Origin of the sequence: Streptomyces sp. NPDC058683 (assembly GCF_042716195.1) — a bacterium.
Classification (GTDB): Bacteria; Actinomycetota; Actinomycetes; order Streptomycetales; family Streptomycetaceae; genus Streptomyces.
Map to the genome: position 1 here is coordinate 255,545 of NZ_JBHXSK010000002.1, position 21,231 is coordinate 276,775.

The 21,231-nt window shown below is 71.5% G+C and carries 21 protein-coding genes and 1 tRNA gene; 10 read left to right on the forward strand and 12 right to left on the reverse strand.

The window, feature by feature from the left end; translation table 11 throughout:
• Positions 1 to 54 precede the first annotated feature (54 nt).
• Together ACFWXC_RS03200 and ACFWXC_RS03205 are read left to right on the forward strand one after the other, a co-directional pair.
• A complete protein-coding gene (locus tag ACFWXC_RS03200; RefSeq protein ID WP_384472152.1) occupies positions 55 to 816 on the forward strand; it encodes an SDR family NAD(P)-dependent oxidoreductase in 762 nt (253 codons plus the stop codon).
• A 348-nt stretch (positions 817 to 1,164) separates the two neighbouring features.
• Complete coding sequence (locus ACFWXC_RS03205; RefSeq protein ID WP_384472156.1) at positions 1,165 to 2,124, forward strand: SMP-30/gluconolactonase/LRE family protein; 960 nt, start codon at positions 1,165 to 1,167, stop codon at positions 2,122 to 2,124.
• A gap of 281 nt (positions 2,125 to 2,405) precedes the next feature.
• Here ACFWXC_RS03205 and ACFWXC_RS03210 read toward each other — a convergent pair.
• Both ACFWXC_RS03210 and ACFWXC_RS03215 read right to left on the reverse strand, forming a co-directional pair.
• Positions 2,406 to 2,479 (reverse strand) — tRNA-Pro (locus ACFWXC_RS03210).
• 45 nt (positions 2,480 to 2,524) lie between these two features.
• Positions 2,525 to 3,952, reverse strand: coding sequence for an MFS transporter (locus tag ACFWXC_RS03215; protein WP_384472159.1), 1,428 nt, complete (start codon positions 3,950 to 3,952; stop codon positions 2,525 to 2,527).
• A 211-nt stretch (positions 3,953 to 4,163) separates the two neighbouring features.
• On the opposite strand from ACFWXC_RS03215, the gene ACFWXC_RS03220 reads away from it, so the two are divergent.
• On the forward strand, positions 4,164 to 4,742 hold the full coding sequence (locus ACFWXC_RS03220) for a TetR/AcrR family transcriptional regulator (protein WP_384472162.1): 579 nt from the start codon (positions 4,164 to 4,166) through the stop codon (positions 4,740 to 4,742).
• Positions 4,743 to 4,764: 22 nt separating this feature from the next.
• Here the strand turns inward: ACFWXC_RS03220 and ACFWXC_RS03225 are convergent, their stop codons facing one another.
• From ACFWXC_RS03225 to ACFWXC_RS03235, 3 genes are all read right to left on the reverse strand, one after another.
• The gene (locus ACFWXC_RS03225) at positions 4,765 to 5,832 is read right to left on the reverse strand and encodes a maleylacetate reductase (protein WP_384472531.1); all 1,068 of its coding nucleotides are present in this window, start codon (positions 5,830 to 5,832) and stop codon (positions 4,765 to 4,767) included.
• Positions 5,833 to 5,834: 2 nt separating this feature from the next.
• Positions 5,835 to 6,692 (reverse strand): intradiol ring-cleavage dioxygenase, encoded by an 858-nt coding sequence (locus tag ACFWXC_RS03230; RefSeq protein ID WP_384472165.1) that lies wholly within the window; start codon positions 6,690 to 6,692, stop codon positions 5,835 to 5,837.
• A gap of 70 nt (positions 6,693 to 6,762) precedes the next feature.
• A complete protein-coding gene (locus tag ACFWXC_RS03235) occupies positions 6,763 to 7,275 on the reverse strand; it encodes a hypothetical protein (protein ID WP_382538932.1) in 513 nt (170 codons plus the stop codon).
• A 130-nt stretch (positions 7,276 to 7,405) separates the two neighbouring features.
• Between ACFWXC_RS03235 and ACFWXC_RS03240 the strand changes: the two genes are divergently transcribed.
• The gene (locus ACFWXC_RS03240) at positions 7,406 to 7,753 is read left to right on the forward strand and encodes a cupin domain-containing protein (protein WP_384472168.1); all 348 of its coding nucleotides are present in this window, start codon (positions 7,406 to 7,408) and stop codon (positions 7,751 to 7,753) included.
• A gap of 33 nt (positions 7,754 to 7,786) precedes the next feature.
• Here the strand turns inward: ACFWXC_RS03240 and ACFWXC_RS03245 are convergent, their stop codons facing one another.
• Positions 7,787 to 8,818, reverse strand: coding sequence for a LacI family DNA-binding transcriptional regulator (locus tag ACFWXC_RS03245; RefSeq protein ID WP_384472171.1), 1,032 nt, complete (start codon positions 8,816 to 8,818; stop codon positions 7,787 to 7,789).
• A 152-nt stretch (positions 8,819 to 8,970) separates the two neighbouring features.
• Here ACFWXC_RS03245 and ACFWXC_RS03250 point away from each other — a divergent pair, with 152 nt between their 5' ends.
• From ACFWXC_RS03250 to ACFWXC_RS03260, 3 genes are all read left to right on the forward strand, one after another.
• Entirely contained in the window at positions 8,971 to 10,137 is a 1,167-nt protein-coding gene (locus ACFWXC_RS03250) for a phytanoyl-CoA dioxygenase family protein (RefSeq protein ID WP_384472534.1), read from the forward strand.
• Positions 10,138 to 10,152: 15 nt separating this feature from the next.
• Positions 10,153 to 10,929: an SDR family oxidoreductase gene (locus ACFWXC_RS03255; RefSeq protein WP_384472174.1), complete on the forward strand. Its 777-nt coding sequence runs from the start codon at positions 10,153 to 10,155 to the stop codon at positions 10,927 to 10,929.
• A 145-nt stretch (positions 10,930 to 11,074) separates the two neighbouring features.
• Complete coding sequence (locus tag ACFWXC_RS03260) at positions 11,075 to 12,079, forward strand: Gfo/Idh/MocA family oxidoreductase (protein ID WP_384472177.1); 1,005 nt, start codon at positions 11,075 to 11,077, stop codon at positions 12,077 to 12,079.
• Between the two features lie 85 nt (positions 12,080 to 12,164).
• Here the strand turns inward: ACFWXC_RS03260 and ACFWXC_RS03265 are convergent, their stop codons facing one another.
• Positions 12,165 to 12,722: a TetR/AcrR family transcriptional regulator gene (locus ACFWXC_RS03265; protein ID WP_384472181.1), complete on the reverse strand. Its 558-nt coding sequence runs from the start codon at positions 12,720 to 12,722 to the stop codon at positions 12,165 to 12,167.
• A gap of 129 nt (positions 12,723 to 12,851) precedes the next feature.
• Here ACFWXC_RS03265 and ACFWXC_RS03270 point away from each other — a divergent pair, with 129 nt between their 5' ends.
• Positions 12,852 to 13,892: an NAD-dependent epimerase/dehydratase family protein gene (locus tag ACFWXC_RS03270; protein ID WP_384472184.1), complete on the forward strand. Its 1,041-nt coding sequence runs from the start codon at positions 12,852 to 12,854 to the stop codon at positions 13,890 to 13,892.
• Here ACFWXC_RS03270 and ACFWXC_RS03275 read toward each other — a convergent pair.
• The 5 genes from ACFWXC_RS03275 to ACFWXC_RS03295 form a co-directional block, all read right to left on the reverse strand.
• Positions 13,880 to 14,068, reverse strand: a complete 189-nt coding sequence (locus ACFWXC_RS03275; protein ID WP_384472187.1) for a hypothetical protein — start codon at positions 14,066 to 14,068, stop codon at positions 13,880 to 13,882. The genes ACFWXC_RS03270 and ACFWXC_RS03275 overlap by 13 nt on opposite strands.
• Positions 14,069 to 14,186: 118 nt before the next feature.
• Entirely contained in the window at positions 14,187 to 15,089 is a 903-nt protein-coding gene (locus ACFWXC_RS03280) for a sugar phosphate isomerase/epimerase family protein (protein ID WP_384472190.1), read from the reverse strand.
• Positions 15,090 to 15,092: 3 nt separating this feature from the next.
• Positions 15,093 to 16,004, reverse strand: a complete 912-nt coding sequence (locus ACFWXC_RS03285) for an ATP-binding cassette domain-containing protein (RefSeq protein WP_384472194.1) — start codon at positions 16,002 to 16,004, stop codon at positions 15,093 to 15,095.
• A gap of 4 nt (positions 16,005 to 16,008) precedes the next feature.
• Positions 16,009 to 17,079: an ABC transporter permease gene (locus ACFWXC_RS03290; RefSeq protein WP_384472197.1), complete on the reverse strand. Its 1,071-nt coding sequence runs from the start codon at positions 17,077 to 17,079 to the stop codon at positions 16,009 to 16,011.
• 4 nt (positions 17,080 to 17,083) lie between these two features.
• Entirely contained in the window at positions 17,084 to 18,103 is a 1,020-nt protein-coding gene (locus ACFWXC_RS03295; protein ID WP_384472200.1) for a sugar ABC transporter substrate-binding protein, read from the reverse strand.
• A gap of 311 nt (positions 18,104 to 18,414) precedes the next feature.
• Between ACFWXC_RS03295 and iolD the strand changes: the two genes are divergently transcribed.
• Together iolD and ACFWXC_RS03305 are read left to right on the forward strand one after the other, a co-directional pair.
• Positions 18,415 to 20,286, forward strand: a complete 1,872-nt coding sequence (gene iolD / locus ACFWXC_RS03300; protein ID WP_384472203.1) for a 3D-(3,5/4)-trihydroxycyclohexane-1,2-dione acylhydrolase (decyclizing) — start codon at positions 18,415 to 18,417, stop codon at positions 20,284 to 20,286.
• Positions 20,287 to 20,315: 29 nt separating this feature from the next.
• Positions 20,316 to 21,101: a GntR family transcriptional regulator gene (locus tag ACFWXC_RS03305; RefSeq protein WP_384472206.1), complete on the forward strand. Its 786-nt coding sequence runs from the start codon at positions 20,316 to 20,318 to the stop codon at positions 21,099 to 21,101.
• Positions 21,102 to 21,231: the final 130 nt, after the last annotated feature.

Sequence of the window (21,231 nt, forward strand, 5' to 3'; positions counted from 1 at the left end):
TTCGACGTACGGCGCATCGACGCGGGACGTCCGCACACTACGAAAGGTCGCGGCATGACGCTTCAGCACAGGACCGCCCTCGTCACCGGAGCCGCCTCGGGAATCGGCCGGGCGACCGCCCTGCGGCTGGCCGGTGACGGTTTCACGGTGGCCCTGCTGGACCTCGACCGGGCCGGCCTGTCCCGGACCCGGATCCTGATCGAGAAGGAGGGCGGCACGGCGCACGAGACTCCCCTGGACCTGCGCCGGGCCGAGGAGGTCGCCGCGGCGGTGGACTCCACCGTCAGCCTGCTGGGATCCCCGGCCGTCCTGGTGAACGTGGCGGGAGTCGGGGTGGCGGCGAACGTACTGGAGACCAGCGACAGCGACTGGGACCTGGTGCTGGGCGTGAATCTCACCGGACCCTTCTTCATGACCCGGGCCGTCCTGCCCCACATGATCTCGGACGGTGCGGGCGTGATCGTGAACATCGCTTCCGTGGGCGGCCAGGTGGGCCTCGCACGACGGGCCGCGTACTGCGCGTCGAAGGCAGGGCTGGTCGGGCTGACGCGTGCCGTCGCGGTGGATCACGCCAAAGAAGGCGTGCGCTGTGTGGCGATCTGCCCGGGGACGGTCGAGACGGAGTGGATCGACAAGATCCTCTCCGACGCCCCCGATCCCGGCGCGGCCCGTGCGGCGATGGCGGCCCGGCAACTCGACGGCCGGCTCGGCACCCCCGAGGACATCGCCGCCCTCGTCGCCTTCGTGGCAGGAGACCAGGGCCGGTTCATCAACGGCGCCGCCCTGACGATCGACGGCGGGATGACGGCAGCCTGACGGCTCTCGGCGCACACCCCTGCCGGCAGTTCCTGAGCGGGACGGCTCCGGGGGCCTCGGCGTCCACACACGGTCTGCCTGGACGTCCTTGATGCACGAGTCGCCGACGGCGAAGGCCAGTTCGGGCCATAGACGGGGGAAGGCGGCTGGCAGCCCGGGGGGCAAGGAGCCGGCCGGCACGCGAGGCACGGCAGTGCGCGGCAGTGCACGGCGCCACGGAAACGCGTAGGCGGGATCCAGCCAGAAGCGGCCGCGCGGAATGCTTGAGCACGCAAGGAAGTTGGGCGTGTGTGGGGCGCCAGTCGGAGTGCTCCGGATCTCGCAACACCTTCCCGAGGAGTTGTACCGATGTTCCGTCATCTTGTGTCACGTCACCGCCGCACCACGTTGCTGAGCGCCCTGGTCCTGGTGGGGCTCGCCACCGCCCAGAGCACCGCGGCCCTCGCCGCGGAGCCGCCCGTGAGCGGGGCCCGCGTGCTCGCGCACTTCGACATCGCCGCACAGCAGCAGCCGGAGAACATCACCGCCGAGCCCGACGGCTCCGCCGACCTGACCTGGCTCGGCGCCCGGCAGGTCGTCCGGGTCACCCCGCAGGGCAAGGTCACCGTGCTGGCCACACTGCCGGCCGTCACCTCCGGCATCGCCTGGGTCGAGGGCATCGTGCGGGCACCCGACGGCACCCTGTACGTCAACTACAACGCGGGCCCCGCGTCCGGGATCTACCGGATCGGCCACCACGGCGGTACCCCCGTCAAGGTCGTGGACCTGCCCGGGGTCGCCTTCCCCAACGGCCTCGCGCTCGACCCGCACAGCGGCACGCTGTTCCTCACCGACTCCGCCACCGGCACGGTGTGGCGGGCCTGGCCGCGCACCGGCAAGGCGCGGCTGTGGGCGACCGACCCGCTGCTGCTGCCCGGCACCGGCCCGGACGCGCAGGGATACGGCGCCAACGGCGTCAAGGTCCACAACGGGGCGGTCTGGATCGGCAACTCCGACCGGGGCACCCTGCTGCGCATCCCGGTGGGCCCGCACGGCGAAGCGGGGAAGGTCACCGTGGCCGCGCAGGTCACGAGCATCGACGACTTCGCGTTCACCGGCCACGGCGACACCGTGCTGGCCGCGCAGAGCAACCTCGACCGCGTCGCCCTGGTCACTCCCGGAAAGACCGTCCAGACCGTACTCACCGCGGCGGACGGACTGTCCACCCCGACGTCGGTGGCGGTGAGCGGACGGCTGGTGTACGTGGCGAGCGCCGCATACAGCAGCGGGGTCGACCCCAACGTGGTGCTCGGCCACCTGGGCCACTGAGCCCCCGACCCGCTGATCCCGGCGGCCTCGCCACCCGGCCCCTGATACGGCGGCGCTCCGCAGCTTCTTCTGCGAGCCTTGAGTGGATCAACGGGATCAAGCTCACGGCGCACGACCAGGTACGGCCGGCTGTTCCGACTCCGTCACCGAACTCGGCTTGCCCGTCCGGTCCGTGGGCCCGCGGTGAGTCCGCTGGACCGTAACATCCCCGAACCCCAGAAACGGCTCAGGGTGTGTGCCAGATTCCTCTGACACACACCCTGACCTGCGACTTCGAAAAGTCGGGACGACAGGATTTGAACCTGCGACCCCTTGACCCCCAGTCAAGTGCGCTACCAAGCTGCGCCACGTCCCGCTGCGGAGTCACGCGGTGTGTACCGCGTGATCACGCAGGTCAACACTACCGCACGCGTGCCGGTGCTGCTGCCGCCCGCTCCGTGACCGGTGCGGTGACGCGCTGTCCGCGGCGGACCGGCACCAGGAGCGCGGCCCCGGCGGCGGCCAGGCAGAACAGGGTGAGCAGGGCCCAGGCGTGGGTGTAGCCGGAGGCGTACGGCAGTCCGGAGGGCTGGAGCCGGCCGGTGACCAGGACACTGGTGAGCGCGGCGCCGATGGAGCCGCCGATGGTGCGGATGTTGGCGTTCATGCCGGTCGCGGCGCCGGTCTGCTCGGGCGGCACGCTGCCGACGACGAGGTTGGCCATCGAGGCGAAGGCCAGGCCGATACCGAGGCCGAACAGGCCGGAGACGACGGCGATCTGCCACTGGGCGGTGTGCCACAGGGTGAGCAGGCCGAGGGCGAGGGCGCCGAAGGCCGCACCGGCGGTGAGGAGCGCCTTCGCGCCCACCCTGGGCTCCAGCCGGCCGCTGAGGATGCCGGAGAGGAACATCGCGAGCAGCATCGGAAGCATCAGCAGCCCGGAGGCGGTGACGCTGGAGCCGAAGCCGTATCCGGCGCTGGACGGCGTCTGGACGAAGCCGGGCAGGAAGGACCAGAGCGCGTACATGCCCGCACCGAAGAGCAGGGCGGCGGCGTTGGTGGTCCAGACGACGGGCAGCCGCATGACGCGCAGGTCGATCAGCGGGGTGCGGGAGCGGGCCTCGACGAGCAGCCACACCGCGAACAGCACGACGGCCGTACCGAACAGACCGAGCACCTTGGCCGAGCCCCAGCCCCACTGCCCGGCCTGGCTCAGCGGCAGCAGCAGCGCCACCAGCCAGGCGGAGAGCAGCCCGGCACCGAGCCAACTGACGCTGCCCTCGGCCCTCTTGGGCGACTCGGGGACATAGCGGGCGGCGATGAGGACGGTCACGGCGACCACGCCGACCGGGATCCAGAACAGCCAGCGGTAGTCCAGCGCCGAGACGATGGGCCCGGCGGCCACGATGCCGACGCCGCCGCCGGCCGCGATCACCGCGGACAGGTTGCTGATGCTGCCGCTGACCTCGCCCGGGGCGAACTCGTCCCGGATGATGCCGAAGGAGAGCGGGAACAGGGCGCCGCCGACGCCCTGGACGACCCGGGCGATGATCAGGACACCGATGTTCGGCGCGAGGGCGGCGAGCAGACAGCCCGCCAGGACGGCCAGCAGGACGGCGACGAGGGTGCGCTTCTTGCCGGTCAGGTCGCCGACCCGGCCGAGTATCGGGGTGAAGACCGAGGCGGACAGCAGATAGGCCGTCATCACCCAGGTCGCGTTGGACTGCGAGGTGTGCAGGGCGTGCTGGACGGTCGGCAGGGCCGGCGCGACCAGCGACTGGAGCATGGAGAACACGCCGGCACCGGTCGCGAGGACCGCGAAGGTGAGGCGGGTGGACTTCCGGGGCATGAAAGAGCCTCTCCGAACATCGGATACGGAGGGAAAGAGATGTCTGGGTAGGTGCGGAAGGGCTCGGGCACAGGGCCGCGTCCGGCCCATGGCAGTCCCTCTTCGCACTGCTAAAGTGGAGGTACCCCTCCACTGTACTGGAGGCAACCCTCCGCTTCAACCGAAGTCGAGGAATCCCTCCGGTTCACCTTCGTCCCCCCGGGAGGCAGCAGTGACCGTCGGCCCCTTCCCCGTCAGTGAGATCGTCGCGTCCCGCAGACCGCACCGCAAAGACGCGGCCCGCAACTACGACGCGCTGATCGCGGCCGCCCGCGAGGCGTTCGCCGAGAACGGCGCGGAGACCTCCCTGGAGGACGTCGCCCGCCGCGCCGGGGTCGGCATCGGCACGCTGTACCGCAACTTCCCCACCCGCCGCGACCTCTTCGAGAGCGTCTACGCCGACGAGGTCAACACCCTGTGCCGGGCGGCCGTGGAGCTGGCCGAGCTGGAACCGTGGCAGGCCCTGGCCTCCTGGCTGGACGGCTTCACCGACTACATGGTCACCAAGCGGGCGGTCCGCGACGCCCTCAACGACGAGTCGGAGATCTTCCAGGCCTGCCGCGACTCGATGTACAACGCCGGCGGCCCGCTGCTGGAGCGGGCCCAGAAGGCGGGCGTGGTGCGGACGGACATGGAGATCGGCGATCTGCTCCGGATGGTCTCCGGCATCACGGGCACGGCCTTCGACGACGAAGCCCAGCGCGACCGGGTGATGGGCATCGCTCTGGACGGGGTGCGGACGGTGCGGTAGACGCCCCGTCACCACTCACCGCTCAGCCCCTCCCCTGAACGGCTCTGCCTTCATACGCCGCCCGGAGCACCCCCAACGCATCGTCTGGCGTCACCGGGCGCGGATTGGCATACGCCTGCCCCGCCACCTGCCCGGCGGCCACCGCCAAGTCGCCTTCTTTCAAACCGAGTTCGGCGAGGGAACGCGGGGCGCCAAGACGCCCGGCCAGCTCCTGCAACGCCGCCGGGGCATCCTCCGCCCCCAGCGCCCGGCCCACCGCCGCGGCAGCCTCCGGCACGGCCGGCGCGTTGAAGGCGAGGGCGTACGGCAGGACGACGGTGTGGGTCTCCGCGTGCGGGAGCCCGAAGGTGCCGCCCAGGACATGGCACAGCTTGTGGTGCAGGCCCATGGTGGTGGCGCCCAGGCAGGCCCCGCACAGCCAGGCGCCGTACAGGGCGCGGGACCGGGCCGGTACGGAGTCCGGGGCGGCGGCGATCTCGGGCAGCGCGCCCGCCAGCGCCCGGACGCCCTCCTCGGCCATCAGGGCCACCAGCGGTGACCCGTCGGGGGCGTACAGCGCCTCCACGGCGTGGGCGAGGGCGTTGATCCCGCTGGTCACCGAGAGCGGCACGGGCAGGGAGAGGGTCAGCTCGGGGTCGTAGACGACACTGCGCGGCAGGACGACGGGGTCGCGGCCGGTGCGTTTGGCGCCGTGCTCGGTGAGGCCCCAGACCGGGGTCATCTCGGAGCCCGCGTAGGTCGAGGGCACGGCGATCAGCGGGAGGCCGGTGCGCAGGGCGATGGCCTTGCCGAGGCCGATGGCCGAGCCGCCGCCGACGGCCACGCAGCCGTCGGCGCCCGCGGCCCGGGCCGCCTCGACGCCCCGGTCGGCGACCTCCACGGGCACGTGCATCCGGGCCCCGGTGTGCAGGCCGGCGCAGGCGGACCCGAGCGAGTCGGCGACGGCCCGTGCGGTCCCCGCACCCCGCTCCCCGCTGAGCACCAGCAGGCGCCGCAACCCGAGGTGCCGGGCCTCCTCGGCGGGTGCGGTGAGGGCGGCGCCGGGCCGGAAGACCACGCGGGCGGGCCGGGTCTCGTACACGAAGTCCAGATTCACGAACGCTCCAGTACGAGGTCGAAGCGGGCGTGCCGGAACGGGTTCGGCATGCCGAACTCCCCCGCCAGCGCCGGGTCGTCGGTCGGCGTGAAGTCCTTGACCAGGCTCTCCTTGACCGCGAACACCGCGTCGGAGTCCAGGTAGTCACCGCCGGCGACGAAGATGTGCGTGGTGACCGGCGCGTGTCCCTCGGCCGAGACGATGAAGTGGATGTGGGCGGGACGGTAGGGGTGCCGTCCGGTGGCCTTCAGCAGGGCGCCCACCGGACCGTCGGTCGGGATCGGGTACGCGCTGGGCACACAGGTCCGGAACCAGAAGCGGCCCTCGCCGTCGGCCGTGAACAGGCCCCGGCCGTTGCCGGCCGGCTGGACGTCGGGCTGCTGCACGTCGTAGAAGCCGTGCGGGTCGGCCTGCCAGACGTCCAGGACGGCGCCGGGCAGCGGGGTGCCGTCGGCGGACCGGACCACACCGCTGACCACGCAGGGTTCGCCGGTGCCGACCAGGTCGATGTCGGCCCCCAGCTCCCGGACCGGGGACTCGGTCATGTGGAAGGGGCCGAGGACGGTCGACTCGGTGCTGCCGGGGTCGCTGTGCCCGTTGACCGTCTCGACCAGCATCGACAGGCCCAGCACGTCGGAGAGCAGGATGAACTCCTGCCGGGTGTCCGTGCAGGTCTGACCGGTCGCGGTGAGGAACGCGACCGCCGTCTCCCACTCGCCCTGGGTCAGCCGGGTCTCGCGCGCGAAGGCGTGCAGATGGCGGATCAGTGCCGCGAGCACGTCGTGCAGCCGCGGGTCGTCGGTGGCCCGCAGGCTCTCGACGGCCTCCGTGGTGACCGCGTCTTCGGTTGTCATGACGGCTCCTCGCCCGGCGGAACAGTGACCACGAGTGAGCGTAGACCCGTTGACCGTTCAATGAACGGATCTACTTGATCAGCGCGTTGGCCACCACCACGATCACCCCGAGCAACGCGTCGAGGATGCCGATGAGCACGGCCGCGGGCCAACTCCGCGCCGACCAGCGGGCCGTGACGAGTCCCAGGCCGAACAGGATCACGATGTTCAGGATGAACGCCGGGTACTCGACGCCCTTGGGCGGCCACCAGCCCCAACCGGCGCCCGCGAGCAGGAAGACTGTGGGGAGCACGGCCGTGACCAGCGGCCACTCGTCGGCCAGGGAGCGCAGCCCGTCCCAGCGCCGGTGCGGGGCACGCTCGGCGATGTAGTGGGCGTAGCCGTGGGCCAGGGCGGAGGCACAGGCGGTCACCAGCAGCCAGAGGGCGTCGTAGCGGCGGCTCGCGGCGGAGGTGTGACCGTACTGGGTGAGCGCCGCGACCATGGAGGAGGCCAGCACGGCGCCGTAGACCCCGCCGAACAGGACGGCCTCGCGAGTGTCGTGCGGGTGCGGTTCCGCCACCGCCGCCGTGGAGTCGGCCATGCTCTCCACGATCACCCCGGCGGGTCGCCCCCGCCAGTCCGGACGGCCCGACGAAGTGTCCTCCCACCAGGCCCGACGTCCGGCACCCTGTCCACGCACAGGGTGCCTGCGGGCTCGCTAGGGTCGCCGTATGACGACGCACAGCTTCGCCCTGCACATCCCCGACGCCGAGCTCGAACCCGACCCGCTGGACCCGGACCAGATCGTCTCCGGCACGCCCGAGGTCACCGGGAAGGTGGTCTGGGAGTCGGCCGACGGCCGGCAGATCCGGGGGATCTGGCAGATCACCCCGGGGGTGGTCACCGACACCGAGGCGGACGAGCTGTTCGTCGTGGTCAGCGGCTCGGCGACGATCGAGGTCGAGGGCGGGCCGGCGTTCACCGTGGGCCCCGGGGACATGGCCGTGCTGCGCGCGGGCGACCGTACGACGTGGACGGTGCACGAGACGCTGCGCAAGGCGTACGCGATCAATCTCTGAGCGGGGCCGGCCGGTCTCTCGGCGGCGCCCGGCTCAGTGTCCCGTCGGGGCCGGCAGGTTGTACGGCGTGACCACCTGGATCGGCGACGGCAGCGTCGGGCCCGCCGGGGGCAGGGCGCCCTGGGCGCGCATCACCAGGTGGCAGGCCTCACGCATGTCCTGCCGCAGGTCGTGGTGGAGGACGGCGGACAGGCGGTGCTCGCGCAGCAGGCGGGTGTTGTCGTGGTCGAGGTCGTGGGCGATGAACACGTCGCACTCCCGGCCCAGCTCGGCGAAGGCGCGCAGGGTCGCGTTGTTGCCGCCGCCGATCGAGTAGACCGCGCGGATCTCCGGGTCGCGTTCGAGGGCGGCGCGGACCAGGTCGTACTGGGTGGCGTCCAGCCCCTGCCCCTCCGCGATCTCCACCACCGCCCGTTCGGGATGGGTGGCCCGCATGACGCTGCGGAAGCCCATCTCGCGCTCCTCCTCGTTGCGGAAGAAACCGCTGCTGATGCTGGTGAGGACATTGCCGGGCCGGCTGCCGAGCCACTGGCCCGTCAGATACGCGGCGGTGGCACCGGCCGCCCGGTTGTCGCTGCCGACGTAGGCGAGCCGGCCGCTGGCGGGCAGGTCGGTGACCAGGGTGACCACCGGGATCTCCGCCGACCTGAGACGCCCCACGGCGGCGGTGACCTCGGGGACGTCCGGCGCCTTGAGGATCACGCCCTGCGAGCCCCGGCGGGCTATCCGGTCGAGCGTCCCCACCAGCTCCGCCACCGGCCCGGTCTCCCGGAAGTGGAACCGGGAGCGCACCACCGCCGGGTGCAGCGAGGGCAGCTCGGCCTCCAGCGCCCCGCGCACCGCCGTGGTGAACCGCTCGGGTGCCTGCATCACGATGTCGACCATGAAGGTGCGGCCCACCAGCCGGACCTGGGTGCGCTGCCGGTCCAGATCGGCGATCGCCTGCCGCACCTCCCGCTCGGTGCTCTCCCGCACCCCTCCCCTGCCGTTCAGCACCCGGTCCACGGTGGCCTCGCTGAGCCCTGCCTGACGTGCGATTTCACGGATCGGGAAGGGATGGCCCACGGCCTGGCTCCTTGAGGGGTTTTTGATGGGTCGCTGCTGGTTGTTCGAGGGGTTTGTACTGACAAGAATGACAGAGCTTCTCCGCTCCCATGGCCCTCACCGCGGCCGTGACCGTGGCCGTGACCCTGGCCATGACCGAAAGAAGGACACCGATGTCCCTCGCCGCCGAACAGGATCGCGCCTGGCTCTCCCAGCAGGACTGCGACCTCGACACCTTCCGCGCGCTGGTCGAGCGGACCACCGACCCGGCCGCCTACCCGAACGCCTCGGGCGTCGAGCGCAACGTCCTCGTCTACGACAGCGAGCGGCTGCGCACCACCGACACGCCCCACGCGGTGCGGACCGAACTCGTGCGCGCCCTCACCGACGGCCCGGGCGTCGTCCTCTTCAAGGGCGCGTTCCCCGATCCGCAGGTCGTCGACCGGGCCACGGCGGTCTTCGACGCGCTGATCTCGGAGCAGAACGAGTCGGGTGCCGGCGCGGGCGACCACTTCGCGAAGCCGGGCGCCAACGAACGGGTGTGGAACGCGCTGGAGAAGGCGGCGCTCTACGACCCGGAGGGGTTCGCCGACTACTACGCCAACGACATCCTGGCCCTGGTCTCCCGGGCCTGGCTGGGCCCCGGCTACCAGGTCACCTCGCAGATCAACGTGGTCAACCCGGGCGGCGTGGCACAGACCGCGCACCGCGACTACCACCTCGGTTTCCTCTCCGACGAGCAGGCCGAGGCCTACCCGGCCCATGTGCACCGCCTCTCCCCGGTGCTCACCCTCCAGGGCGCGGTCGCGCACTGCGACATGCCGGTGGAGTCCGGGCCGACGCTGTACCTCCCCTACTCCCAGACCTATGAGCCGGGTTATCTGGCCTGGCGGCGGCCGGAGTTCCAGGGCTACTTCAAGGCCCACCACGTGCAGCTGCCCCTGGCGAAGGGCGACGCGGCGTTCTTCAACCCGGCGGTGTTCCACGCGGCCGGCACCAACCGGAGCGTCGACGTACGGCGGATGGCCAACCTGCTCCAGGTGTCCTCGGCCTTCGGGCGGGCCATGGAGACGGTGGACCGGGAGGCGGTGGCCAACGCGGTCTACCCGGTGCTGCGCCGGCGCCGGGCGGAGGGGGCCGCCGAGGCCTGGCTGGAGCACGTCATCGCGGCGAGCGCCGAGGGCTACCCGTTCCCGACCAACCTCGACAGCGATCCGCCGGTCGAGGGTATGGCCCCGCCCTCGCAGGCGGACCTGGTGCGGCGGGCGCTGCGCGAGGGATGGGCCACGCGGGTGCTGCGGGACGAGCTGCGGGCCGCCGCGGCCCGGCACGAGAGCTGAAAGGTCAAGGATTCCATGGGACTTCTCCACGACAAGGTCGTCCTCGTCAACGGCGGCAGCCAGGGCGTCGGCGCGGCCATCGCGCGGGCCGCGGTCCGGGAGGGCGCCACGGTCGCCGTCACCGGCCGCCGCCCCGAGCCCGGCGAGGCCCTGGTGGCCGAGCTCTCCGCCGCCGGCGGCAAGGCGCTGTACGTGCGGGCCGACCTCTCGGACGCCGAACAGGCCAAGGCCTCGGTGGCCGCGGTGGTCGACGCGTACGGCCGGATCGACTGCCTGGTCAACTCGGCGGGGCTCACCTCCCGGGGCACCCTGCTGGACACCACGCCCGAGCTGTTCGACCAGCACATCGCGATCAACCTCAAGGGGCCGTTCTTCGCGATGCAGGCGGCGGTCGCCGACATGGTCGCGCGCAAGGCGCCCGGCACGGTGGTCAACATCATCACGTCGTCCGCGCACGGTGGGCAGCCGTTTCTCGCGCCGTACGTCGCCGCGAAGGCCGGTCTGATCGGCCTGACCCGCAACGCGGCGCACGCGCACCGCTGGGACCGGGTGCGGATCAACGGCCTGAACATCGGCTGGACGGCGACGGAGGGCGAGGACGCGACGCAGCGGGCCTTCCATGGGGCGGACGACGGCTGGCGGGACGAGGCCGCGGCCAGGCTGCCGATGGGAAAGCTCGGCCAACCGGACGAGATCGCGGACTTCGTGGTGTTCCTGCTGTCCGAGCGGTCGGGGGTGGTGACCGGGTCGGTGATCGACTGGGACCAGAACGTGCTGGGCGGGCTCGACTAGGGATGTGCCGCGCCGGGTCGTGAGTCGTCTGCGGCGCCGTTGTGGCTGGTCGCGCCCACGCGGCGGAGCCGCATATCGACACAGCCCCGCGCCCCTGACGGGGTGCCGTACCACCCTACGTATCAAGATCAAGGAGCAATAGTCCATGCGTATCGGAATCCTCGGCCTCGGCCGCATCGGCGCGTTCCACGCCGAGACCCTCTCGGGGCTCGACGCGGTCGAGTCGCTCGTTCTCACCGACCCGTTCGCGGACGCCGCCAAGACCGCCGCCGAGAAGTTCGGCGGCGAGGTCGTGGACTCGCCCGAGGCGCTGCTGGCCGCCGGCGTGGACGGCATCGTGGTGGCCGCCGCCACTGACGCCCACCCCGCCCTGATCCTGGCCGGTGTCGAGGCGGGCATCCCCGTCTTCTGCGAGAAGCCCGTCGCCAAGCACATGAGTGACGGTGTCGCGGTCCTCAAGGCCGTGCAGGGCAAGGGCGTGCCGATCCAGATCGGCTACAACCGCCGTTTCGACGCCGGGTTCGTCGCCGCGCGTGCCGCCGTCCAGGCGGGCGAGCTGGGCAAGCTGCACACCGTCCGCTCGACCACGCTGGACCCGGCCCCGCCGCCCGCCGCCTATGTCGCCGTGTCCGGCGGCATCTTCCGGGACTGTTCCGTGCACGACTTCGACATCATCCGCTGGGTGACCGGCCGTGAGGTCACCGAGGTGTACGCGGTCGGCGGCAACCGGGGCGCCGACTACATCAAGGAGGCGGGCGACGCCGACACCACCGGCGCGATCCTCACGCTGGACGACGGCACCATCGCGGTGATCTCCAACTCCCGACACAATGCCCGGGGGTACGACGTCCGCATGGAGCTGCACGGGTTCCAGGACTCGATCGCCGTCGGCCTGGAGGACAAGCTCCCGCTGCGTTCGGTCGAGCCCGGGGTGACCTTCCCGGCGGGCACCCCGCACGACTTCTTCATGGACCGCTTCGCCGCGGCCTACCGCGCCGAACTCACCGCGTTCACGGAGGTCGTGGCCGGCAGCCGCCCCTCCCCCTGCACGGTCGAGGACGCCCTGGAGGCCGGCTGGATCGCGGAGGCCTGCACGCTGTCCCTGCACGAGCACCGTCCGGTGACGATCGCGGAGGTACGCGGAGCCTGACACCGGGCACGGCGGCGGGGCGGGCGGAAGGACCGGAGCACGGTCCTTCCGCCCGCCCCTTCGCCGTTCCCCGCCAGGCCCCCCGCTAGGCCCGCAGCCCGTCCACGATCAGCCGCAGGATCCGCGCCGCCCGCGCCTCCGCGTCGCCGCGCCCCGGGTCGATCCGCCACAGGACGCTGAGCTGGAGGAGTACGTCCTCCGGGTCGACGTCCGGCTTGAGCGTGCCGTCCGCGGCGCCGGCGTCGAGCAGGGTTCCGATGGCGTGCACGAACGGCCCGTACATCGGGTCGGTGCCGCCGCCGGTCGCCGCGTGCACGACCTCGGAGACGCCGAACTTGAGCCGGCCGTAGTGGGCGACCTCGTCGAACCAGCGGCGCAGGGCCTCCAGCGGGGGATGCGTCTGAAGCAGGCCAGGCGCGAGGTCGATCAGGTGCTGGAGGTCGTGCCGGTACAGCTCCATGATCAGCGCCTCCCGGGTCGGGAAGTGCCGGTAGAGCGTGCCGATGCCGACGCCGGCCTTGCGGGCGATGGCGGAGAGCGAGGCCGAGGTGGAGGCGGCCAGCTCCGCGCGGGCGGCGGCGAGGATCCGGTCCCGGTTGTCGCGGGCGTCCTTCCGGGTCGGCTTCGAGGGCTGCGGGTTCACGGGTGTCAGTCGTCCGTCCGAAGTGGATTGCTATCCGGAGACCCCTCCGGTACGTTGGGAGACGTAGCGGAGGGGTCTCCGTTTCCTTGCCGATTGTGGCACATCCCACCGCGTCCGTGGAGGTCAGTCATGCCCGAACTCGTCCTGGTGACCGGTGGCACCGGGTACATCGCCGGCTGGTGCGTCGCCGAGCTGCTGCGGCGCGGTTACGACGTGCGGACGACCGTGCGCTCACCGGGCCGGGAGCAGGCGGTGGCCGATGCCGTCTCGACGGTCGCCGACCCGGCCGGGCGGCTGGGTTTCGCCGTCGCCGACCTCACCGCCGACGCCGGCTGGGAGGCCGCGATGAAGGGCGTCGACCGGGTGCTCCATGTGGCCTCGCCGCTGGGCGTCAGCGCCCAGTCGCCGGACCTGATCGGCCCCGCCAGGGAGGGCACCCTGCGGGTGCTGCGGGCGGCCACCGCGGCGGGCGTACGGCGGGTGGTGATGACGTCGGCCGCGAACACCGCGAGCCCGTCGTCGTACGCCTCGGAGGGTGTCACCGACGAGACGCTGTGGACCGATCCGGAGGATCCGGCGCTGATCCCCTACCGGCGTTCGAAGACCCTCGCCGAGCTGGCGGCCTGGGAGTTCATGCGGGGGCACGACGGGCCGACCGAGCTGGCCACCGTGCTGCCCGGCGCCGTGTTCGGGCCGGTGCTGACGGCGGACGTCGCCGGTTCCGTCGGCATCATCGCCCGGATGCTCTCCGGGGCGATGCCCGGCGTGCCCCGGATCGGGCTGGAGGTGGTGGACGTCCGGGACCTGGTCGACGTCCACCTCAGCGCGATGACCTCACCGGCCGCCGCCGGCGAACGGTTCCTGGCCACCGGTGAGTTCGTGTGGATGGCGGACCTGGCGCGGTTCCTGCGGGAGGGCCTCGGCGAGCGCGGGCGGCAGGTGCCGACGCGTCGGCTGCCGGACTTCGCGGTGCGGCTCGCGGCCCGCTTCCGGGACCCCGCGCTGCGCGAGATCACCCCGGCGCTGGGCCGGCGCAACCGGCACAGCACCGAGAAGGCGGCGCGGCTGCTGGGCTGGCAGCCGCGCCCGGCCCGGGAGACGGTGCTGGACTGCGCCGAGAGCCTGCTCGCCCACGGCGCGGTCCCGGTCCCGGCGGCTCAGAGGCCGTAGCGCACCGCGAACTCGTCCGGGTCGTAGGCGTCCCGGTCCGGGTCGTGCCCGATCGCCGGCCTGGTCTCGACCATGTCCTCCGGGCGGATCCGCTCCGGCAGCGCGCCGAAACGCTGGTGCCGCAGCACCTCGTCGGCAGCGTCGGCGTCCGGCTCCGCGTGCTCTTCGTGTGTCATCCTCGCCCCCATGGCCCGTGTCCTCCGCCACGGCGGCGGCTTGGTGGCCGCCGCGGCGGAGTCCGGTTTCGTCCCGTCGTCCGGAAGAACGTCCGGGTCCAGGCGTGTGTTCCCGGGCTCAGGCGCCGCAGGACCGCAGGAACTGCCGGGTGCGCACCGCGATGGGCAGCGGCTTGTCCGGCTCGCAGGGGTACATGTCCTGCTCGACGATGGCGAACAGGTCGACGCCCAGCCGCTGCGCCGCCTCCATCACCGGGCCCAGCTCCGGTACCCCGGTGGGCGGTTCGCACATCACGCCCTGGGCCACGGCCGGCCCGAACGGGGTGCCCTTGGCCTGCACGTCGGCCAGGATCGCCGGGTCCACCTGCTTGAGGTGGAGGTAGCCGATCCGCTCGCCGTAGGTCTCGATCAGCTTGACGCTGTCGCCGCCGCAGTAGGCGTAGTGGCCGGTGTCCAGGCAGAGGTTGACCAGGTCCGTGTCGGTCGAGTCGAGGAAGCGCTCCACGTGGTCCTCGGTGTCGATGTGGGTGTCGGCGTGCGGATGGACGACGATGTCCAGCCCGTACGTCTCCTTCACCTCGTGGCCGAGCCGTTCCATGCCCTTGGTGAGGTGGGCCCACTGCTCGCCGGTGAGCTCGTGCGGCTCCAGGATCTCGGCGGTCTTGTCGTCCCGCCAGAAGGACGGGATGACCACCAGGTGCTTCGCGTCCATCGCCTGGGTGAGCGCGGCGACCTGGCTGACGTGCTCCCAGGTGGAGTCCCAGACGGCGGGGCCGCGGTGCAGGCCGGTGAAGACGGTACCGGCCGAGACCTTCAGGTTCCGCCGGGCGATCTCGTCGGTGAGGCGGGCCGGGTCGGTGGGGAGGTAGCCGTACGGACCGAGTTCGATCCAGGAGTACCCGGCCTCGGAGACCTCGTCGAGGAAGCGTTCCCAGGGGACCTGCTGGGGGTCGTCCGGGAACCAGACGCCCCAGGAGTCGGGGGCCGAGCCGACGCGGATGCGGTCGAGGGCGTTCGCCATGGGTCAGGACTTTCCTTCCGGACCGGTCACCGCGGGGGCGGTGAGGTCCTCCTCTTCCGGGAGTTCCTCGGTGTCGACTCCGCGGACCTGGGACAGTTCGTGCTTGAGGGCGGCGAGTTCGGTGCCGCCCGCCATGTGGTTGGTGAGCTCTTCGAGGGTGATCTCGCTGCGCTCGGCGGAGAGTTCGAGGGTGCCCAGACGCAGCACGCTGAAGTGGTCGCCGACCATGTACGCGTGGTGCGGGTTGTGGGTGATGAAGATGACGCCGAGGCCGCGTTCGCGGGCGGCCGCGATGTACTTCAGGACCACACCGGACTGCTTGACGCCGAGAGCGGCGGTGGGCTCGTCCAGGATCAGCACCCGGGCACCGAAGTAGACAGCACGGGCGATGGCCACGCACTGCCGCTGCCCGCCGGAGAGCGTCCCGATGGGCTGGTCCAGGTCGTCCAGGACGATGCCCATGTTGCGCAGTTCCCGGTCGGCGGTCTCCTTCATCCGGGCGATGTCCAGACGCCGTACCGGCCAGGGGCCCCGGGTCATCTCGGAGCCCAGGAAGAAGTTCCGCCACACCGGCATCAGGGGAACGGTGGCGAGGTCCTGGTAGACGGTGGCGATGCCCTTGTCCAGGGCCTCACGCGGGGTGGTGAAGCGCACCGGCTCCCCGTCGACCAGGAAATCGCCCTCCGTGTGCTGATGCAGCCCCGAAATAATCTTGATGAGGGTCGACTTGCCGGCCCCGTTGTCACCCAGGACACAGGTGACCCGGCCGGGAAAGACCCTCAGGTCCACACCGTGCAGGGCACGGATGTTGCCGTAGGACTTGCCCGCGCCGCGCAGTTCGACGATCGGGGCGCCCTCGGCGGGTGCCGTGTCCCGGAGGACGGCACCGTGGGTTCCGGTGGTGTTGTCTGTCATCGGGTCACCTCCTGGTCGCGGTGCGCTGGACCCACAGATTGATCATGACGGCGCCGAGCAGCATCACGCCGAGGAAGGCCTTGAACCAGTCCGGGTTCCAGCCCGCGTAGACGATGCCCTGCTGCACCATCCCGAACATGAAGGCGCCGAAGACCGGGCCGATCGCCGAACCCGCACCGCCCGTCAGCAGACAGCCGCCGATGACGGCCGCGGAGATGTAGATCAGCTCCTGGCCCACGCCCTCGCCGGACTGCACCGTGTTGAAGGAGAACAACTGGTGCATGCCGACGAACCAGGCACCGAAACCGACCAGCATGAACAGCGAGATCTTGGTGAAGGTCACCGGCACACCGACCGCCCGGGCGGACTCCTTGTTGCCGCCGACCGCGAAGACCCAGTTGCCGTACTTGGTACGCAGCAGCACCCAGGTGGCGATCGCCGCGAAGACCAGCCACCACACGATGGTGATCTTCACTTCGACGTCGCCGATGTGGAAGGAGGAGGCGAAGACGCTCCTGGCCTGGTCGAAGCCATCCATGTTGCTGATGTCGTCGGTGGCGACATTGCCGGTGACCAGCTTGGTGACCGCGAGGTTGACGCCCTGGAGGATCAGGAAGCTTCCCAGGGTGATCAGGAAGCTGGGCAGACCCGTTTTGACGACGAGCCAGCCGTTCAGGAAGCCGATGGCCAGCGACACCAGCAGGGCCGCGATCACGCCCACCCAGACGTTCATGGACAGCTGGTAGGCGAGCATGGCGGCGGTGAGCGCCGAGGTGATGACGGCGACGCCCGCCGACAGGTCGAACTCGCCGCCGATCATCAGCAGGGCGACCGGCAGCGCCATGATGCCGATGGTCGACGACTGGTAGAGGATGTTCGCCATCGAACTGGCCTCGCGCACCGGCGGCGCGGCGACCAGGAAGAAGACGTAGACCGCGACGGCGCCGAGGAAGACGCCCACGTCCGGACGGGCCAGCACCCGGAGCGCCAGTGGGCGTTGTGCGGTGCGGCCGTCCTTCTCCTTGGGGCCGGGGGCCGGCGGTGTGGACACCGCCGGCTGTGCCTGCTGGCTCATACGATCACCGAGTGCCCTTCGCGGCGAACTCGGCGACCTTGTCGACGTTGGTCTTGTCGACGAAGGCCGGCCCGGTCAGCACCGGCTGCTCACCGCCGCCCATGTAGTTCCCGTTGTTCTTGTAGAGCCACAGCGAGTCGACCGCCAGGTAGCCCTGCAGGTAGGGCTGCTGGTCCACGGCGAACTCGATGGTCCCCTTGCTGATGGCGCCGGTCAGGTCCTTGTTGAGGTCGAAGGTGGCGATCTTCGCCTTGCTGCCCGCGTCGGACACCGACTGCACGGCGATCAGCGCGATGGGGGCGCCGAGCGTGATCACGTGGTCGATGGCGCTGTCCGTCTTGAGCTTGGCGGTGATCGTGGACTTGACCGAGGTCGGCGAGGTGCCGTCGACGTACAGGGTCTCCGTCGTCCCCGAGAACGTCTTCTTCACGCCGTCGCACCGCTGGGTGAGGCCGACGTTGCCCTGCTCCTGGATGACACAGACGACCTTCTTGGCGCCCTCCGTGTTCAGCCGGTTGCCGAGCGCCTCGCCCGCGACCGTCTCGTCCTGGCCGAAGAACTCCAGCAGGCCGAGCTTCTTCCAGTCGCTCACACCGGAGTTGAGCCCGACGACCGGGATGTTCGCCGCGGTCGCCTTGCCGATGACGGCCTTGAGGGCGTCCGGCTTGGCGAGGGTGACGGCGATCCCGTCGACCTTCTGGTCGATCGCGTTCTGCACCAGGTTGGCCTGGTTGCCGGCGTTCGGGTCGGCGGAGTAGACGAGCTTGACGTTGTCCTTGTCGGCGGCCGCCTGGGCACCCTTGCGGACGATGTCCCAGAAGGTGTCGCCGGGCGCCTGGTGGGTGACCAGTGCGACCGTCATGCGGGGGGTGCTCGCCTTGCCGGCGGAGGCGGACGTACCGCCCTCCTCCGACTTCTTTCCTCCGGAGCTGCTGGAGCAGCCGGCGAGGGTCAGGGTGGCCGCCACGGCCACGGCCACGAAGGGGGCCAGTCTCCGCGGACGGATACGGGATGAGCGGTCCATCTTGCCTGCACCTCACTGTGCGACGGGAAAGAAAGGGGATCCGCGAGGATCCTGGACCCGGTCCGGAACGCGCCGGTCCGGGTCGGTGCTGTGCGTTGGGACGGGATACAAGTCCCTGCGCGGCCCGCTGTCAATACTTTGTTAAGACATCATTTCACACTCAGGTCCGAATGTAAGTACAAACCATTGACAGCTCGGCCTGCCCCGATCTACACCTGAGAGGCATCCCGCCCCACCCGGGGAGCCTCGCGATCCCTACCCGCTCCCGCCCGGCGTACCCCTGCACACCACCCCGCCCGAATGAGGTCCCCATGAGCCAGCCGACCACCCGCCTGACCGTCGCCCAGGCACTGGTGCGGTTCCTGTCCGCCCAGTACACCGAGCGCGACGGCGTCCGGCACCGGCTGATCGCCGGCACCTGGGGCATCTTCGGCCACGGCAATGTGGCGGGTATCGGCCAGGCGCTCCTGGAGTACGCCGACGTCATGCCGTACCACCAGGGCCGCAACGAGCAGGCGATGGTGCACGCGGCCGTCGGCCACGCCCGCCAGCTGGACCGGCTCTCCGCGCAGGCGGTGACCACCTCCATCGGCCCGGGCGCCACCAACCTGGTGACCGGCGCCGCCCTCGCCACCATCAACCGGCTGCCGGTGCTGCTGCTCCCCGGCGACTACTTCGCGAGCCACGCGCCCGACCCGCTGCTGCAACAGCTGGAGCACCCGGTCGAGTTCGACGTCTCCGTCAACGACACGCTGCGCCCGGTCTCCCGCTACTTCGACCGGATCACCCGCCCCGAGGCGCTGATCCCGTCCGCCCTGAACGCCATGCGGGTGCTCGCCGACCCGGCCGAGACCGGCGCGGTCACCCTCGCCCTCCCCCAGGACGTCCAGGCGGAGGCGTACGACTGGCCCGAGGAGTTCTTCGCCGAGCGCGTCTGGCGGGTCCGCAGGCCCGCCCCCGACCCGGTCGAGCTGGCGGACGCCGTGAGCGCCGTACGGGCCGCTCGGCGGCCTCTGATCGTGGCGGGCGGCGGAGTCCACCACAGCCGCGCCGAGGACGCCCTGAGGGCCCTTGTGGAGGCCACCGGCATCCCCGTGGCCTCGACCCAGGCGGGCAAGGGCTCGCTGCGCCACGACCACCCGGCCGACCTGGGCGGTATCGGCCACACCGGGACCGCCGTCGCCGACGACCTGGCCCGCACCGCCGACCTGGTCATCGGGGTCGGTACCCGGTACTCGGACTTCACCACGGCCTCCGGCACCCTCTTCCAGAACCCGGACGTCCGCTTCCTCAACCTGAACATCACCGGCTTCGACGCCCACAAGCTGGCCGCCCGCACCCTCGTCTGCGACGCGCTGGCGGGGCTGGACGCCCTCACCGAGGCCCTCGCCGGGCACCGGGTGGCCGCGGACTACGAGGCCGAGTACCGGGCCGGCAAGGAGCGTTGGGACGCCGTCGTCGAGGCCGCCTACCGCGCGGACGACGAGGACGCCGTGCCGACCCAGACGCAGGTGCTCGGCGTCCTGGACGCGGTGGTGGGCGATGACGACGTTGTCATCAACGCGGCCGGCTCGCTCCCGGGCGACCTCCACAAGCTCTGGCGGGCCCGCTCGCCGCGCCAGTACCACCTGGAGTACGGCTACTCCTGCATGGGCTACGAGATCCCGGCCGGCATCGGCGTCCAGCAGGCGGCCCCGGACACCGTGGTCTGGTCGCTGGTCGGCGACGGCACGTATCTGATGAATCCGACCGAGATCGTCACCGCCGTCCAGGAGGGCCTGCCCGTCAACCTGGTGCTGATCCAGAACCACGGGTACGCCTCCATCGGCGGCCTCTCCGAGTCGGTGGGCGGCGAGCGGTTCGGCACCGCCTACCGCTACCGCGTGGCCGACGGCACCTTCGGCGGCGCCCCGCTGCCGGTCGACCTCGCCGCCAACGCGGCCAGCCTCGGCATGGAGGTGCTGCGCGCCAAGACCGTGCGCGAGCTGCGCGAGGCCCTCGCGGCGGCCCGGGCGAGCGACCGGCCGACCTGCGTGTACGTCGAGACGGACCCGGCGCCCACCGCGCCCGCGGCCGAGGCCTGGTGGGACGTGCCGGTCGCCGAGACCGCCGCCCGCGAGGCCGCCGTCCGGGCCCGCGAGGACTACGACCGGCAGCGCGCCGAGCGCCGTCGGCACCTGTGAACCCACGAATCCCGGAAGGAGGTGTCCCGGTGGCCCGAACCGGTGGTTCCGCCCGCACCGCGACCGTCTCGGCGCTCGACTCGCTCGACTTCGCCCTGGACCGCGGCAGTCCCGTACCGCTCTACTACCAGCTCGCCCAGCAGCTGGAGGAGGCCATAGAGCACGGCGTCCTCGCCCCGGGGAACCTCCTGGGCAACGAGATCGACCTGTCGGTACGGCTCGGCCTGTCCCGGCCCACGGTCCGCCAGGCCATCCAGTCCCTCGTCGACAAGGGCCTCCTCGTGCGCCGGCGGGGCGTGGGCACCCAGGTGGTGCACAGCCAGGTCAAGCGGCCGCTGGAGCTGAGCAGCCTCTACGACGACCTGGAGTCGGCCGGGCAGGGCCCGACCACCCGGGTGCTGCGCAACGAGCGGATCCCGGCGACCGGCGAGGTGGCCGCCGCGCTCGGCATCGCGGAGGGCGCCGAGGTGGTCGTGCTGGAGCGGCTGCGCTGCACGCACGGCCAGCCGGTGGCGTTCCTCTGCAACTACCTGCCCGCCGTCCTGCTCGAACTCGACACGGAACGCCTGGAGTCGACCGGTCTGTACCGGATGATGCGCACGGCGGGCATCACCCTGCACAGCGCCCGGCAGACCGTGGGCGCCCGCAGCGCCACCGCCGAGGAGGCCGCCCGCCTCGACGAACAGGAGGGCGCCGCCCTGCTCACCATGCGACGCACGGCCTACGACGACACCGGGCGCCCGGTGGAGTACGGCAGCCATGTCTACCGGGCGTCCCGGTACGCCTTCGACTTCCAGCTGCTCGTACGGCCGTAGGACGGGCGCGGAACGCTGCGTGGAACGGTGTGTGGCGGTACGGCCGCCGCGGGTTTAACCGCTGGTCCCGCCACGGGAAACCAACATGCCCGCACACGAGCCCCCAGGGAGTTCGCCCCCTGGGGGCCCG